The organism is Parapedobacter koreensis (genome assembly GCF_900109365.1).
GTDB lineage: Bacteria > Bacteroidota > Bacteroidia > Sphingobacteriales > Sphingobacteriaceae > Parapedobacter > Parapedobacter koreensis.
The window spans coordinates 318,853-333,839 of the sequence record NZ_FNZR01000003.1 but is presented as its reverse complement, the minus strand read 5'-3'; the positions used below and the strand labels follow the sequence as shown (position 1 = coordinate 333,839).

Here is a 14,987-nt window from a genome sequence, read left to right as displayed (position 1 = left end):
CCAAGGTCGGGCTTTCAAACGGCGAACAACATCATGCAGTTTTTCCATAAGATTCCCCTCCTTCGAAATATTTGGTATAAATATCATCCAGGCCGTATTCCCTCACGCTCAAGCTTTTCAGCCCAAGTCCGGAGTCGACAAGCATCCGCGCAACGGTTGCAGTCATATCCTGGGTACTCCCAATATAAAACCGGCATTCATCAATCCGCACGGAAGTCACATCCGCCAATTCGATCAACCGGGATTTTGCCTGTTCGATACGTGGATCATTGTCTGCCATCCCGGTCTTGTCAATACAAGCTTCGATAATATAGGGCTCTCTATCGGAAAACAGCGCTTTGGACAATTCGACAACATTTCCTTGGGCGAGTAACTTCCCAGCCACAAAAATCCCTACGCTATCACATACCTGCTGTACCTGGTGCAGGTGATGCGAAGAAAGCAGTACGGTAACCTGCTCTTCACGGCTGAGGGAAACGATCAAATCAAGGAACTCCCGCACGCCTATCGGATCAATACCTAATGTCGGCTCATCCAGGATAATGACCGCTGGATTTTTCACCAGCACATCCGCCAATCCCAGGCGTTGGCGCATGCCCCGTGAATATCTGCCTGCTTTTTTATCAGACGCCTCGCCCAATCCGACACGCCGGAGCAGCATGTCCACCCGTTGCTCAGCGTCCCGCCATGACAGCCGGTTGATCCTTGCAGTGTACAACAAATTCTCACGCCCGCTTAGCTGGTCATAGAATCCCACATCGTCAGGCAAATACCCCACCCGTTTTTTCACCTCAATGGGATTTGTAGTCGCATCGATGCCACACACCCTTACCCCACCAGACGTAGGCTCGGTAAGGCCGAGCATCATGAGGATAGTCGTCGATTTCCCGGCACCATTTGGCCCCAGCAGGCCAAAGATCTCCCCTTTGGTGATCGAAAGGTCAAGATGGTCTACCGCCGTGAAATCACCGTATCGCTTGGTCAGGCCTTTCAGCTCAATAATGGATTCGCCCACGGATCACCTCCTCCCGTATTTGCGGAACAAATAATACACACTACCCAATGCGCCTAAGATAATCAAGATGCCCAGCCATCCCCAAAGCAACGGCGTCCGGACAGCCATCCGGAACGATGCCGCCACCGATTTCTCCGCGGTTTTGGCTTCCATATTCACCATGTAATCGCCAGCGATGGCTTTGCTGCTCGCGTTGATGGTAGCAAAAACCTGTGCGTGCTGCCCCGGAGCAATGACATCAATCTTGCTGGGCTCGAACTGTACGGTCCAGTCGACAGGTGCAGACGCTTTCATTTCCACATTTTTCAGGGGAGCAGAACCGGTATTTTTCACCAGCATCTCCACCTTTCGGCTGCTACCAGCCGTGATGGCGGCACTCAACCTGCCAGAAGGTGTCGTAAATTCCAGGTTATAGGAGCCCGTAATCACCACCTCTAAATCCAGGTTGGATGACAGGCCACTCGTAGAAGCCACCACGGGGATCTTGTACTTGCCCGCACCGAGGTGATCGGGCGGGTCCAATTCAATCGTAACGTTCTGGGTTTGATTAGGCCCCACATTTACCGAAGATACTTGTTTGCCGTTGGCCCGGAAAAGCACATTCCATCCCTGTGGTACCTGGGCCCTTAGTCCATAAACCTGTTCCTCGGCGGATGGATTCCGGAGCGTGGAATTGAACGTGAAGGTCGAATTGGCGGCTCCCTCCATGTTGGCCTGATCGGTATTGAATTCGGATTTGAAGGTACCCTGCTCAGCAACGACAACCGTGAGGGGGAGCTGGCCCATTCCCTTGGCGACTACCTGAAAACGATACGTGCCCTTGTCTACTTGATAAGGCACATGCACGTTGAACGAGAGATTCTTTTTTTCCTTGGGCAGTACGGCTACCTGTTCTACCGTCCATCCCCCCGATTTAAGGTCGTAAGACCACCCCGTTGGTAAACCAACAACAGCAATTTCAGCGTTTCTAATACTGCCTGTGTTGTTGATGACATCAACGGAATAATCAATGGATTCACCCGGAGGAACGGAAATTTTGGTGTACGGCGTATACAGCGAAACACCTTGCGCTACAACAACTGTGTTGATCACTTGGATTGGAGCTACCCCACAAAAACACAGCAATGAAAGGATAATTTTAGGTAAAGTATGAGCACGTGTTAACATAAAAAACCACATTTAATTTAGCATGAAAAACAGTACGTGTGCAAAATTAGAAATTCACCAAATCACCAAAAACGATTTTACATTTTTTAACATTAGCCCTGGGACAGCTGGCCAAGGAAGCACTATTTAGGGGATAATTAATGTAAATAAAAAAAGGGCCGAATAATGGAATATTCGACCCTACATCTACCTATGAAAAACATGCCCTTTGGGAGGGCATTACAAAAGTACAGCTAAGAATGAGGATACAAAACAATTAACGTGTGAAAAAACGTTTTTGTAGATGTAATACTACAAGAAACGAACACATGGCATTTTTTGATATTTTTTTAGTTAATTCGTCCCTGAATTTTTAATTATTGATTATCCAAACTGAAAACATGAGCCTTAGTCAATTAGAAGAATACATTGAAACAGGCAACAGCCTAGCCATTGATGATTTGCTACGGAGGAATCCCAGCTTAGTCAATCAAAAGACCAGCCACGACATTTCTCCCCTGTTGCTGGCCTGCTACTACAACAAACCTCGTATCGTAAGCATATTGCTAAAACATGTGGACGAACTGACTATCCACGAAGCTGCGGCAGCTGACCTGCTGGAACAAGTACAAGCCATGATTGATGACAATCCGCACCTATTGGACGAAGTTTCTGATCATGGATTTACGCCATTGGGGCTCGCCACACATTTTGGGAACGAACAAGTGGTGCGGTTTTTATTGGCGAAAGGGGCCGATCCCAATATCCAGTCCCACAATGGCTACAACGTATACCCGCTCCACGCGGCCATCAGCTCGGGGTTTGATAACATTGCTAAAATGCTGATTGAAGCGGGAGCTGAAGTAAACGTCTTTCAAGCATCGCGGATAAGCCCGCTCCACCTTGCTTCGCAAAATGGGAATATCGACCTTATTGTTTTGCTGTTGGAAAATGGCGCACTGATCGAGGTCAAGAATGACATGGGCAAAACCGCATCCGACCTGGCAGCGGAGAAAGGGCATGCCGAAATAGCAAATATCCTGAAGGTCTAAACGTCCCAGAGCCTATGGCGCATGCGTTTGATGTAATTCCGGAAATCCAGCACTATCCCCGCCAAAAAATAGAAGATGATGGGAAAGCCGACAGCCAGAAAAGAAGTATAAATAAAAAACAAGCGGATCTTGGATATGGAAATACCTAAGCGTTCGCCAATATAGGTGCATACGCCAAAGGAACGTTGTTCAAAAAACAAAAGAATTCGTTTTATCATTGCTCATCGTATTTAATTAATTGCAACCCCACCCCGCAATCCAAACATTTTTTCCTATCGCAATAAAATGCCTTCATTTGTAACAACGCCTGCGAGTTAGCGGCCTGTTCCGGCCGTATACCCAAAGCCGAAAAACGTTTTATAACGGCATTATCTTCCGCTTTCAGGCGCTCCAACAGGGCTATAGCCCGGTAAATATACGCTTCTTTACCAACATATTTTCCATAAGCAAATAAAATACCAGCAATTGTATTGATAAGCAACGCATTAACGGATTGCACCCCCAGTTGGGCACTGTGCGCGGATGACGGCCTGTCAAAACGATAATGTTCCTGCCAGTAGGCATGTACGGGAAGTTCATCAAACCAAGTTTTTAGCCCGTCGATTTCCTTACTTTCAATGATTTTCGAAAACATAGATGTAACACGTAGGCAAAGTGCAGCAAACTGCGCAATGCGCATCGTAGGAAAGTTGCCTGGGCGTGTGCGCATAAACTTCCAAGCATGCGCATCGACCGGCCTCAGGGAATGCAGCCTTCGTAGATGGCGGTATTCCTGTTGTAGCGATTGGGGATACGCATCCTTGAAGTCCACACCTTCAAGCATGCCCGCCTGGCCGAAAAACAACGCTTCCACAACTATTGGACGATGCTTGTGCTTTGCCACGATATGCAGTGGCAGACTACGCGCAAGCTGTTCAAACACCTGCGTATTCACCTTAAACCCAAAGCTCCGAGCCATCCAGATGTAACAGGTCTCTTCCCAATTTCCCTTTTGTTGTGCGAGGAGGTCAAAAACCGCAGCAATACGCTGCTCAAAGCGCTCGATCAATAGCCGGGATAACCAGTGGGATAGCTGAAATGGGTGAACCGTGTGGATAAGCCGCTCACAAGGTATCCAATACATCCCGCTCATCAATTCGCGATACCGTGGCAGTATATGTGCTGGGACCAACGGCTTCAATTCAAGCGTCTCCAACAATGTACCATCCTCGCGCTTTATAGCCCGGTCGTATTCATACACCACATGCAATATGACATTGTTATACGCTTTGTCAAACTGGTGGCGATGTACATTCCAGTCCGAGGCACGAACATGGATTTCCACATTTCCCGCCCATTCGGTATCCCCGATTCGCATACGCGCAGCCAAAAAATCAGCTCCGGCATCCCGATTGTACGTACCGGCATCCAACACCATGAGTGCTTTGCCGGACACGGTATTCACCTGTTGTTTCCGGTAAAGGCGGTACCTCCAAATAAAATGCAATATATCTTCCGGCAAGGCCATTCCTTTGGGCTTTAGGTAAATGTATGCCAAAGATATCAATTTTGCCCGTAAGCGCAAACTTTGGAAGCGTGTAAATCCTAGTAATAATCAAACCACGACACGACTTCGGCCTGCGCAAGCGTCGATTTGGCCTGTTGATCATAATCCCGTATAATTTTGCCATTTTCCATCTGGATAAGTCGTGTCCCGTAGCGGAGTGCTTCAGCGATGTTGTGGGTCACGAGCAATGCTGTAAGGCGGTTTTCCCGGATAATGCGGTCTGCGATAGCCATGACTTCCCTTGCCGACCGGGGATCCAATGCAGCGGTGGGCTCATCAAGCAGGAGGATGTCCACGTCAGCCATCGTAGTCATCAGCAAGGTAAGTGCCTGCCGCTGCCCGCCACTCAATGTGCCCATGGGTTGGGTGAGCTTATGTTCCAATCCCATTCCCAGCGTTGCCACCTTTTCCGTTACAGCCCGTTTGAACGCCGCATCCACCCCAAGTTTTAATCGCTTGGGCGAACGGCGCAATGCCGCCATCCTGAAATTATCCAGGATACTTAATGAAGACGCTGTGCCCGTCAATGGGTTTTGAAAGACACGTGCTATCCACCGGCTCCGCCGGTAGTCGGGCAACCGCTGGATTTCTCGTGCGTCCAGCCATATTTTGCCCTTGTCTGCATATACACTGCCTGCAATCAAATTGAGCAACGTGCTCTTTCCGGATCCATTGGCCCCCACAAGCACGGCATAGCTTTCCGCTTCCAGCCGAAAGGTCATATCCTGTACAGCGACCACCTCGGTCGCTTTACCCGGATTGAACGCCTTTGTGATGTGTTCAAGTTGCAGCATATTCTATTCTTGTTATTCAACGTCTACCGAATTGCAAAAAGCCACCTACACGCGGCAGGGCTACGATGAGCAGCACCAGGAGCGCTGTCGTCAACTTCAGCAGGTTGGCATCCACCCCGGCACTGAGGGCTATGGCCAATATGGATTGGAAAACAACCACACCCAACAGTACACAGCCCAGCATCAGCGGAATTACCCTTATTTTCAAAAGATTCATCAACGTATCGCCTATAATGACGGCACCCAAGCCACTGATGACAATACCGATACCCATATTGATATCGGTAAATCCCTGAAACTGCGCCATCAACGATCCGCTCCAGGCAACCAATGCATTGGAAATCGCGAGTCCATAGGTCTTCATCCGTGTAGGATTTACCCCCTGTGCGCGTATCATCGGTTCACTATCGCCGGTGGCCCGCATGGCAATGCCGAAATCACTGCGCAGCAGGTAACTCATTGCAAAAAACAAGATGGATACGCCTACCAACAGGACAGCCAACGTATTATAATCTGCTTGCGTAAATAGCTTGAATGCCGCAAAGATATCCTGGTAGCCAATCAGTGGTTTATTGGAACGCCCCAGCAACACCAAGTTGATTGAATACAACGCCGTCATCACCAATATACCAGCCAACAGGGCATGGATACGCAGCCGAGTATGAATCCATGCGGTACAACTTCCTGCCATGGCACCCCCCAACATGGCCAATACCAACGTTATCAACGGCGAATAACCATTAGCCAATCCCACGGCGGTGATGACAGCTCCCAGCGTATAACTTCCGTCAGTGGTGATATCGGGGATGTTGAATATCTTCATCGAAAGGAATAACCCGATAACCAATGGGCCAAAACAGAGGGCTTGGATAATTGCGGCGAGGTAAAAATCCATTAGCGCTGAGGGTTACGGTAGTAAATGTCCAGCCGATCCGGCCCAATGCCCTGATGCTCGGCCACCGCGGCATGCAATGCCGGTGCCGCCATCCCCGAACCCCAGCTATCTCTTGAAGTAAAAACGCGGGCTTCATCCCACAATCCCGCACCGATGAATAAATCGAGCGTCTTACGCCCGCCTTCCACGATCAGCGATTGCACGTCCATCAAGTAAAGCTGGTAGGCAATTTTTTGCGGCAAGTACCAATCAAAATCTTCCAGCTCGATGTATTTGACAGTCCCTACCCAATCCGATTTTGTCGCATTGAAAACGATGGTTTCGGCACTGCCATCAAGTAGCTTGGCATCGGGAGCCACGGCAAGTTGCTTATCGATGAGCACCCGTTTGGGGTTCCTCCCCTGCCATTCCCTCACGGTGAGCTGCGGATTATCGACCAATGCCGTATTCGCTCCCACCAATATCGCATCTTCCTCGCTCCGCCAGCGATGTACAAGCTGCTTGGCTACCGCACCGGTGATCCAACGCTGCGTATTATTCGCCGGTGCCATGTACCCGTCGGCAGTTTGTGCCCATTTCAGGATAATATAGGGCCGTTGGTGCACTACCCGTGTGGTAAACCTGCGATTCAGCCACAAGGCCTCTTCGGCCAATACGCCTTCTATCACCTCGACTCCAGCCTCTTCCAAGATGCGGATACCAGCTCCATTGACCTTCTCAAAGGGGTCGCGGCATGCAATGACCACCCGGCCGATACGGTATTCGGCCAGCAGCCTGGCACAAGGAGGAGTCTTGCCATGGTGCGCACACGGCTCCAGGCTGACGTACATCGTTGCCCTACGAAACAGTTCCGTTGCCTGATCCCCATAGCTGCTCAGCACTTCTTCAACAACCAATGCCTCGGCATGCGGGCCGCCAAACTTCCGGTGGTAATTTTCGGCGATGATACGCCCATCGGAGACCAGTAAGGCTCCAACCATGGGATTGGGACTCACCGAGCCAGATCCCAACTGGGCCAGTTCCAAACAACGCCTGATATAACGTTCGTGCTCCTGCATGGTGCAAACTTAATTAAAATTGTCTGCTTTCGGATGCGTGGCCCGCTATTACGGGATACTGACCAGCACGTTCGTCGGAGACACCTTGTTCGTTATTTCCATACCCTTCCGCTACCCGCCGGGTAAGGAAAAGGTAAAGAATGGGTATGGAAACGGTAAGGAAAGGGTAAAGAAACGGTAAGGAAACGGTAAAGAAAGGGTAAGGAAACGGTAAGCGTAGTATACGCATTCGGTAACGAATCGGTAACAAACCAGTATTGTTTTGCTAAACCGAAAGTATGCTGTATGTTTGTGCATATGCAACCCATTGCCGCCATCGAGCAGTCGTTTGTGGATGAGTTGGCGTCACTGTATGACGCCGAGGAGATCCGGCAGCTTTTTTTCCTGTTGCTTGAAGACCGCCTGGGATGGTCCAAGCGGGACTACCTGCTCCGCAAGCAGGAACATTTGGACGAACAGGACATCCATTGGCTGATAGCTGCATTATCTTCCCTAAAAAAGGCTAAACCCATCCAGTATATCCTTGGACATGCATGGTTTATGGGCATGAAGCTCGCTGTCAACGAGTCGGTATTGATTCCCCGGCCGGAAACCGAAGAGCTGGTGCAACTTATCGTCAATCAGCATCAGGCAGCTAATAAACCCTTGCACATCATCGATATCGGTACCGGAAGCGGCTGCATTGCCATCGCATTGAAAAAAGCATTGCCCCAGGCTACCGTTTATGCGCTTGACATCTCGCCGGAAGCCCTCCGTGTTGCCCGGCAAAATGCCAACGACCAATCGGCAGCTATCGCCTTTATCAACGCAGACATACTGGAATGGGACTTCGCTTTTCAGGAAACTCAGGCTTTCGACATCGTCGTGAGCAACCCGCCTTACATCACGGAGGCCGAGCAAAGCGGTATGCACCTAAACGTGCTGTCCCACGAGCCACATTTGGCGCTCTTTGTGGAAACAAGCGCCCCACTATTGTTTTATGAACACATCGCTGCCTTTGCGCTAAAGCATTTGCGTCCCAAGGGCGACTTATATTTCGAAATCAACCGCAATTACGGCCAAGCAGTATGCGACCTGCTGCGCAAGAAAGGGTTCCAACATATTGCCCTGCATCGGGATATGCAGGGTGCCGACCGGATGATTCATGCAACAAAGGACAATAACTAACCATCAAAATATGACACGCAACAACACATTTATCCTCCTGCTGGCTGCCGTCGCAACAGCAATTTCCTCCTGTAACGGCTCCAAACAAGCCGATCTTATTGTCCACCATGCCGTGGTCTACACGGTCGATTCGGCGTTCACCACCGCAGAAGCGTTTGCCGTGCGCAATGGCGAATTTATTGCAATAGGCACAAATGAGGATATCTTATCCACCTACGAAGCCAAGGAGACCATTGACGCACAAGGTTTGCCCGTATATCCGGGATTCTACGATGCCCACGCCCATTTTTTCGGCTATGCACAAACGCTTGGGCAAACGGACTTGACCGGCGCTTCGTCGTTCGAGGAAATCATCGATCGCCTCAAGGCTTTCCGGGCGGAGCACCCCAACGCGTCCTGGCTGCAAGGCCGGGGATGGGATCAAAACCGTTGGGAGATCAAAACCTTTCCTGACAGGGCTCAACTGGACGAAGCTTTCCCCGACATTCCGGTATACCTGGTGCGTGTTGATGGACATGCGGCTGTGGCCAATGGTAAGGCACTCGAATTGGCTGGCCTCACCGGATCGACCACTGTGGAAGGCGGCGTAGTGGAGGCAAAGCATGGTCGCCTTACCGGCATATTGGTAGATAACGCGATGAAGCTTGTCACAGCAGTCATCCCCGCCCCTTCCACACAGGAGCTTATCCAAATGCTGCAGGAGGCGGAAGCTAACTGTGCGGCGGTAGGACTTACCACGGTAAGTGACGCTGGCCTGGATAGGCCTACGATTGCTTTCCTGGACAGCCTGTATAAAAACGGACTGTTGCGCATACGTGAAAATGCCATGATCAGCATCTCGGAAGAAAACCTTGATCACTACCTCACCGAAGGCCCCTATGTGAGCGAGCGGCTCATGGCACACACGTTTAAAATATTGGCCGACGGAGCCTTGGGCTCACGCGGGGCCTGCCTCCTTCAGCCCTATTCGGATGCCCCCACTTCGGGCTTTCTCCTATTCAGCCCCCAAACCATCGATTCGGCCATCGCACGCATTGCGGCCAGCAAATTCCAATTGGCTACCCATGCCATAGGAGACTCTACCAACCGACTGATACTGGACATCTATGGCAAATACCTCAAAGGCGAAAACAACCGCCGCTGGCGTATCGAGCACGCCCAAATTGTAGCTTCTGAGGATTTCGAAAAATTCGGCAGGTATTCGGTGATTCCCTCCGTGCAGCCTACCCATGCCACTTCGGATATGTACTGGGCAGGTGATCGGGTAGGCCCAGACCGCATCAAGGGCGCTTATGCATACAAACGATTGCTTGACCAGACAGGGATCCTTGCATTGGGCAGCGACTTTCCAGTTGAAGGCATTAATCCGCTGTGGGGGTTCCATGCGGCTGTAGCCCGCGTAGATAAGGATGGTTATCCTGTAGGGGGGTTCCAACCGGAGAATACGATAGACCGCGAGTCGGCATTGCGTGGCATGACGGCTTGGGCTGCTTACACTGCCTTTGAAGAAAGCACCAGAGGAAGCATCGAAGTGGGCAAGAAAGCCGACTTCGTGCGATTGGAAAAGGATATCATGACTGTTCCGGCAGAAGAATTGCGTGATATTGCTGTCTTGCAAACCGTGATAGCGGGAGAAACTGTGTATGAAAAAGAGCAATAAATGTCCGGCTATGTTTTGCAAAAAAACCTTAGTCGCTGAAACAAAGCCGGTTATTGAATAAGGAAAATTATCTGCAATTTATTTTGCACGATACATTCGATAATCCTATCTTTGCACCACTTTCCAAAAAAGGGAAGCGCTCTTAAAAAAGATGATTCCGTAGCTCAGCTGGTAGAGCAATACACTTTTAATGTATGGGTCCTGGGTTCGAGTCCCAGCGGGATCACCTCTTGGGACAAGTCTAAAAAAGAAAGACTTGTCCCATTTTTTTGCCTTGTAATTTATTGGTATTCTGACAAATATGCGTTGAGGCTGAATTTATTTTCGGGGTTCGATGTTGTATGCCATCAAATAGCAGTAATTGCGGGAGCATCGAACCCACCAAAAACAGAGATACCCGCCGAAGTTGGGATTTATGATTCATAATCTATGGGATATGGAAGGCGATAAAAGAAGTCAAATAAGCAAAAGTAGCTTCAAATCTAAAATTGACCCTATGCCTGTAAAACGGTTATAGGTTTTAGCCGTTAGCGTTCTCCTGTCGCATTGCACTTGGTGGATAACCGAATTGCTTCTTAAAGGCGAAATAAAAATGTGATAGGTCTTCAAAACCTAAGTCAATATATATGTCAGCAGGTTTTTGTTTTTTCTTCTCAATCAAAAAGCGACCTTCTTGCAACCGTCTTTTTACTAACCAGCGATTAGGGGTATCATTGAATATTTGTCTAAAGTCCCTTTTAAACGCTGACAAGCTACGTCCCGTAAGGAATGCAAAGCGTTCAATGCTTACATTGAACTTATAATTTTTTTGCATAAACTCTTCGAGGTCTAATCTTCCGGGTATGCCGAAATCAAACAATATGTCTGACAGTTCCGGATGCAGTTGTAAAATGATGAGCAACAATTCTTCCCTTTTTAAATCAGCGAAAGCGGTCGTGATTTTTCCAGAATTATTGTAATAAGGTTCTAATGATAGCAAAAAACTATTTATCAGTTTGTCCTTTTTGAGCTTGATGAACGCATCTTTTTGTGCATGGTTCCTGAAATCGATTAAATGTTTTTTCTGAAAACCTTTCAGGAAACTTTCATCGAAAATGAAGATGACTTTCCCGAATTCATCATTTTCCCTTTGTTTATTGTAACGCGCCAGTCTGTTTTTACGGACGATGCAGCTTTCACCTGCCCTTAGGGTATAGTGCTTGTTTCCATCATACCCGTTCATTATCCCTTTGCTCAGGTATAGGAAAAAATGTTCCTGGACAAATTGTTCAGGCGAAATTTGCGGTCCGACATAACAGGACGTTATTTTGTTTGCTTTCATCACCAATGCTTGTTTTAAATTCTCCATTCCGTCGTATGTCTCTATCTTTCCGTGTCCACAGATAAGACATGACCGCTTATATCCCCCCTGAAATCCATAAAATAATCCCGGTTGGCAAATTCCCAGGAACCATTTTTCTTTACAAAAGTATTATGTAACGACCACCTGCAACCAAATATATTTTAATTGTTTAATTGATGTCTTTCCACCATTGCTCAAAAATTTGCGTACTATCATTCAAATGAATGACTTCTCCAATCATGGGTGTTGCCAATCGATAAGGTTTTGATTGTGATAGCACGCTTATTTGTCCTAATGGTTCATCCCAAGGATGCTTAGCTAATTTGAATTTTGAATGATGCACTGGTAGTAGGTTTTTTGCTTTCAGTTCTGTCGTTGCTATGGCTACTTCTTCCGGGAGGCCGTGTACGGATTGCCATGCTTTGTTATACTGGCCGCATTCCATGATTGCCCAATCAACGTTTCCGAATTTTTCAGCAATTTTTATAAACCTGTCACTGTACCCGCCGTCACCACTGTAATAAATGTTCATCGCAGGCGATTCAATGAAAAATGAAAGCCACAAACTTTGCCCCCTTTTAAATCCTCTTCCTGATTCATGATGCGTTGATTCTGTATAGATGGCAAATCCTGGTTTTACTTTTACCTTATCAACCCAATCCTTTTCGAGAATTTGTTGTTCCTCATATCCCCATCGTTCATAATGTGCGCCCGCCCCCAAGCCGCAAATCACATGCTTGACTTTTGATTGCAATGCCTTTGCCGTTTCATAATCCAAGTGGTCATAGTGGTCGTGCGATAACAGCATATAGTCTATCTCCGGCATATCTTGAACGGTATAAATATCACTGCCTTTGTATGCCTTGCTGCCACCCGGCAGAGGGGATGCGTTGCCGCTGAAAACCGGGTCAACCAATATCTTAACACCATCTACCTGCAAAAAGAATGATGAATGCCCAAACCAAACAACTACATCGCTATCCGGCGGAATTGCTTTAAGATTCGTTTTGATGGAAGGTAACGAATCAATGGGTTCAAGACGTGGATAGTCCTTGAATAATGTTTTATAAATTTCACTCCAAACGCTATAGCCCTCTGCAATGGTGGGTTTTTCCACCATATTTCTAAATCGTCCGTCTTTATAATTCGGTGATTTTTTTACTGATTCTAATCTTGCACCTTTAGGTAATGCTCCAAATTGTGGTTGCCGTAAAAAACAGCAGGTAGAAATTAAAAGTATCCCAATAAGGCAAAGTAAAATTATCATTGTTCGTTTTAGTATCCTTAAAAATCGTTTCATTGAGCCACTGTTTTTATGTCTTTTACTTCAAGGATGTTTTGATGATAGTTTTGCTTAACTGCGTTTATCATTGCTTTTCCAACTTCACTTAATGTAAGCACACTTGCAGGAGCAAACAGGCGAATAAGTTTTACAATTAATTTGTAAGAAAACTTTGCGTTTTTCTGTTCCGGAAAAGGCAACATTCCTGCTGGACGAAAATTGTATTCGCTTTTAAAAGGCATTTCTTTTAGCGTATTTTCTGCTTTGCCTTTTACCCTTGCCCACATTACCCTTCCTTTTTCGGTGCTGTCTGTACTTCTACCACTTACAAAACAAAAACTCATATCAGGATTAGCCTTTAAAACAGCATTTGCGAATGCTATGGTAGTATCGTATGTGATATAATGATACTTTTCTTCCGACAAACCCGCAGAACTAATTCCTGCACAATAGAAACAGGCATCGTAACCTTTTATCGTCCTTTCGTAGTCCCGAAGTCTGACGAAATCAGGTACAATTAATTCCTTTAATTTCGGATGTTGAAGATTACACGACTTTCGGGAGATGCTTAATATTTCTGACACATCGCTATTTTGCAGGCATTCCATCAAAATGCCTTCACCTACAAGTCCCGTTGCCCCGGTTAGTATGATGCTAATTTTCTTTTCACTCATGTTCCATTATCATTTTTGGATTTTCAATTAATCTATTGGATACTGTTAAATACTTCCTTCCTCTCCATAGTAAGAGAAATGCACCTACTCCCAATACAAGGTAATTAATGGCTAAAGCCATTCCCAATTTATCGGAGCCAAATAAATTACTTAATAATGCCACAAAACTTGGCCCTAACATCATTCCGACTGCATTATAAAACATAATAAAAATAGCCGAAATCCGACCCCGGTATTTTTGGGGTACTGATATTTGTAGTGATGCACCAGCTACGCCCGAAAACGGTTGTATAAATTGAATAAATCCAAAACATATAAGGGGAAAGATGACATTGGTATCAAATGTAAATCCAATGCCTCCCAATAGTGCTACTAAAAATGCCCGCACTGCAAAATGACTGAAATGGGCATCAGGTGTTCCTCGTTTGAATGAACGGTCAACCAGCCAACCTGCAACAATTACACCACCCACTCCAAGCGGTACGCCGACTAATCCGAGCAATAACCCTATATCTTTTATCTCCATGCCATGTATTCTGGTAAGATAAGTAGGCCCCCAAGCTGCTGCTCCGTTAACCATAATGCTCAACAAGCCAAACCCCAAAAAATGATGGGCAAGAAATCCCCTGTTTTCACGAATGAATACAACCAATCCATTGGTGCTATTTTTTTCAAATGTCTTGTCTGCTTTCTTTTCAGAAGGAACAACAAAAACTAACGTTGCCAGTAATAAACCGGGAACACCTGCTGCAATGAAAACCCACTGCCACGGCCGTAAGGTTCCAATAAAAGGAAGCGATACCATGGATACCTGATTAGCTTCAGCAATCAGAAATCCGGTTAAAAGAAAGGAAGCTGCAACACCAAGCTGTGCCCCGGCTGTTAATGTTCCAATGGCTGTGGCCTGTCTGTGCGGAGGGAACAATTTGGAAACAATGTTCCATCCCGCAGGCTGCAACACAGACTCTCCCAAACCTACAAAGCAGCGTGCTGCTAATAATATTGCAAAACTTCCGGCAAATCCACTGGCTATCGTTGCCATTGACCAGACTACCACGCCAATATATATCAGCCATCGGTTGGAATATTTATCAACCATCCAACCCATAAGAAGGCTTCCCAACAAGAAAAATATGGCGAACGCTGGCCCTTGTAACAGGCTTATCTGAAAATCATTGATGCCGAAACTTTCCCTGATTGGGTCAATCATCAAGTTGACCGCATTCCTATCAATCATGGAAAACATGACCAACAACACAATGACGGCTATACTGAACCAAGCCTTGAATGAACTTATAGTATTGCCAGCTTCGTTTTTAACAGGTATCCTTCCACGCAAAGTCATCGTATCTAATT

At 47.1% G+C, this 14,987-nt stretch carries 15 protein-coding genes and 1 tRNA gene; 5 read left to right on the top strand and 11 right to left on the bottom strand.

From position 1 onward, the window contains the following. Positions 1-31: 31 nt before the first annotated feature. Positions 32-1,015, bottom strand: coding sequence for an ABC transporter ATP-binding protein (locus BMW65_RS09210; protein WP_090604800.1), 984 nt, complete (start codon positions 1,013-1,015; stop codon positions 32-34). A gap of 3 nt (positions 1,016-1,018) precedes the next feature. Further along, complete coding sequence (locus tag BMW65_RS09205; protein ID WP_245747577.1) at positions 1,019-2,107, bottom strand: COG1470 family protein; 1,089 nt, start codon at positions 2,105-2,107, stop codon at positions 1,019-1,021. 455 nt (positions 2,108-2,562) lie between these two features. Between BMW65_RS09205 and BMW65_RS09200 the strand changes: the two genes are divergently transcribed. Continuing rightward, complete coding sequence (locus BMW65_RS09200; protein ID WP_090604798.1) at positions 2,563-3,213, top strand: ankyrin repeat domain-containing protein; 651 nt, start codon at positions 2,563-2,565, stop codon at positions 3,211-3,213. Here BMW65_RS09200 and BMW65_RS09195 read toward each other — a convergent pair. From BMW65_RS09195 to ribD, 5 genes are read right to left on the bottom strand one after another with little or no spacing between them, the layout of a single operon-like run. Continuing rightward, positions 3,210-3,431 carry a PspC domain-containing protein gene (locus BMW65_RS09195; RefSeq protein WP_090604797.1) on the bottom strand — a complete coding sequence of 74 codons (222 nt, stop codon included), beginning with the start codon at positions 3,429-3,431 and terminating at the stop codon, positions 3,210-3,212. The two genes, BMW65_RS09200 and BMW65_RS09195, sit on opposite strands and share 4 nt — an antisense overlap. Beyond that, complete coding sequence (locus BMW65_RS09190) at positions 3,428-4,750, bottom strand: DUF2851 family protein (protein ID WP_090604795.1); 1,323 nt, start codon at positions 4,748-4,750, stop codon at positions 3,428-3,430. Before BMW65_RS09190 ends, BMW65_RS09195 begins: the two co-directional genes overlap by 4 nt. A 47-nt stretch (positions 4,751-4,797) precedes the next feature. Further along, a complete protein-coding gene (locus BMW65_RS09185) occupies positions 4,798-5,553 on the bottom strand; it encodes an ABC transporter ATP-binding protein (protein ID WP_090604794.1) in 756 nt (251 codons plus the stop codon). Between the two features lie 16 nt (positions 5,554-5,569). Continuing rightward, positions 5,570-6,448, bottom strand: coding sequence for an ABC transporter permease (locus BMW65_RS09180; protein ID WP_090604792.1), 879 nt, complete (start codon positions 6,446-6,448; stop codon positions 5,570-5,572). Next, entirely contained in the window at positions 6,448-7,506 is a 1,059-nt protein-coding gene (gene ribD / locus BMW65_RS09175) for a bifunctional diaminohydroxyphosphoribosylaminopyrimidine deaminase/5-amino-6-(5-phosphoribosylamino)uracil reductase RibD (RefSeq protein WP_090604791.1), read from the bottom strand. Before ribD ends, BMW65_RS09180 begins: the two co-directional genes overlap by 1 nt. Positions 7,507-7,525: 19 nt before the next feature. Between ribD and BMW65_RS24140 the strand changes: the two genes are divergently transcribed. The 4 genes from BMW65_RS24140 (at position 7,526) to BMW65_RS09160 (ending at position 10,559) form a co-directional block, all read left to right on the top strand. Further along, entirely contained in the window at positions 7,526-7,687 is a 162-nt protein-coding gene (locus BMW65_RS24140; RefSeq protein WP_177181065.1) for a hypothetical protein, read from the top strand. Positions 7,688-7,803: 116 nt separating this feature from the next. Continuing rightward, the gene (gene prmC / locus BMW65_RS09170) at positions 7,804-8,673 is read left to right on the top strand and encodes a peptide chain release factor N(5)-glutamine methyltransferase (RefSeq protein WP_090605402.1); all 870 of its coding nucleotides are present in this window, start codon (positions 7,804-7,806) and stop codon (positions 8,671-8,673) included. Between the two features lie 10 nt (positions 8,674-8,683). Continuing rightward, complete coding sequence (locus BMW65_RS09165; RefSeq protein ID WP_090604789.1) at positions 8,684-10,333, top strand: amidohydrolase; 1,650 nt, start codon at positions 8,684-8,686, stop codon at positions 10,331-10,333. Between the two features lie 153 nt (positions 10,334-10,486). Further along, positions 10,487-10,559 (top strand) — tRNA-Lys (locus tag BMW65_RS09160). Between the two features lie 294 nt (positions 10,560-10,853). Here BMW65_RS09160 and BMW65_RS09150 read toward each other — a convergent pair. The 4 genes from BMW65_RS09150 to BMW65_RS09135 form a co-directional block, all read right to left on the bottom strand. Continuing rightward, a complete protein-coding gene (locus BMW65_RS09150; RefSeq protein ID WP_245747575.1) occupies positions 10,854-11,681 on the bottom strand; it encodes a helix-turn-helix domain-containing protein in 828 nt (275 codons plus the stop codon). A 163-nt stretch (positions 11,682-11,844) separates the two neighbouring features. Further along, a complete protein-coding gene (locus BMW65_RS09145) occupies positions 11,845-12,975 on the bottom strand; it encodes an MBL fold metallo-hydrolase (protein ID WP_245747573.1) in 1,131 nt (376 codons plus the stop codon). After that, entirely contained in the window at positions 12,972-13,631 is a 660-nt protein-coding gene (locus BMW65_RS09140; protein ID WP_090604785.1) for an NAD-dependent epimerase/dehydratase family protein, read from the bottom strand. Before BMW65_RS09140 ends, BMW65_RS09145 begins: the two co-directional genes overlap by 4 nt. After that, complete coding sequence (locus tag BMW65_RS09135) at positions 13,624-14,976, bottom strand: MFS transporter (protein WP_090604783.1); 1,353 nt, start codon at positions 14,974-14,976, stop codon at positions 13,624-13,626. The genes BMW65_RS09140 and BMW65_RS09135 overlap by 8 nt, the downstream gene beginning before the upstream one ends. Positions 14,977-14,987: the final 11 nt, after the last annotated feature.

What these genes read in the sequence shown, in the direction of transcription:
- BMW65_RS09200 (WP_090604798.1), top strand. Translation starts at nt 2,563, where the DNA reads ATGAGCCTTAGTCAATTAGAAGAATACATTGAAACAGGCAACAGCCTA.
- BMW65_RS09195 (WP_090604797.1), bottom strand. Translation starts at nt 3,431, where the DNA reads ATGATAAAACGAATTCTTTTGTTTTTTGAACAACGTTCCTTTGGCGTA.
- BMW65_RS09185 (WP_090604794.1), bottom strand. Translation starts at nt 5,553, where the DNA reads ATGCTGCAACTTGAACACATCACAAAGGCGTTCAATCCGGGTAAAGCG.
- BMW65_RS09180 (WP_090604792.1), bottom strand. Translation starts at nt 6,448, where the DNA reads ATGGATTTTTACCTCGCCGCAATTATCCAAGCCCTCTGTTTTGGCCCA.
- ribD (WP_090604791.1), bottom strand. Translation starts at nt 7,506, where the DNA reads ATGCAGGAGCACGAACGTTATATCAGGCGTTGTTTGGAACTGGCCCAG.
- prmC (WP_090605402.1), top strand. Translation starts at nt 7,804, where the DNA reads ATGCAACCCATTGCCGCCATCGAGCAGTCGTTTGTGGATGAGTTGGCG.
- BMW65_RS09165 (WP_090604789.1), top strand. Translation starts at nt 8,684, where the DNA reads ATGACACGCAACAACACATTTATCCTCCTGCTGGCTGCCGTCGCAACA.
- BMW65_RS09150 (WP_245747575.1), bottom strand. Translation starts at nt 11,681, where the DNA reads ATGGAGAATTTAAAACAAGCATTGGTGATGAAAGCAAACAAAATAACG.
- BMW65_RS09145 (WP_245747573.1), bottom strand. Translation starts at nt 12,975, where the DNA reads ATGAAACGATTTTTAAGGATACTAAAACGAACAATGATAATTTTACTT.
- BMW65_RS09140 (WP_090604785.1), bottom strand. Translation starts at nt 13,631, where the DNA reads ATGAGTGAAAAGAAAATTAGCATCATACTAACCGGGGCAACGGGACTT.
- BMW65_RS09135 (WP_090604783.1), bottom strand. Translation starts at nt 14,976, where the DNA reads ATGACTTTGCGTGGAAGGATACCTGTTAAAAACGAAGCTGGCAATACT.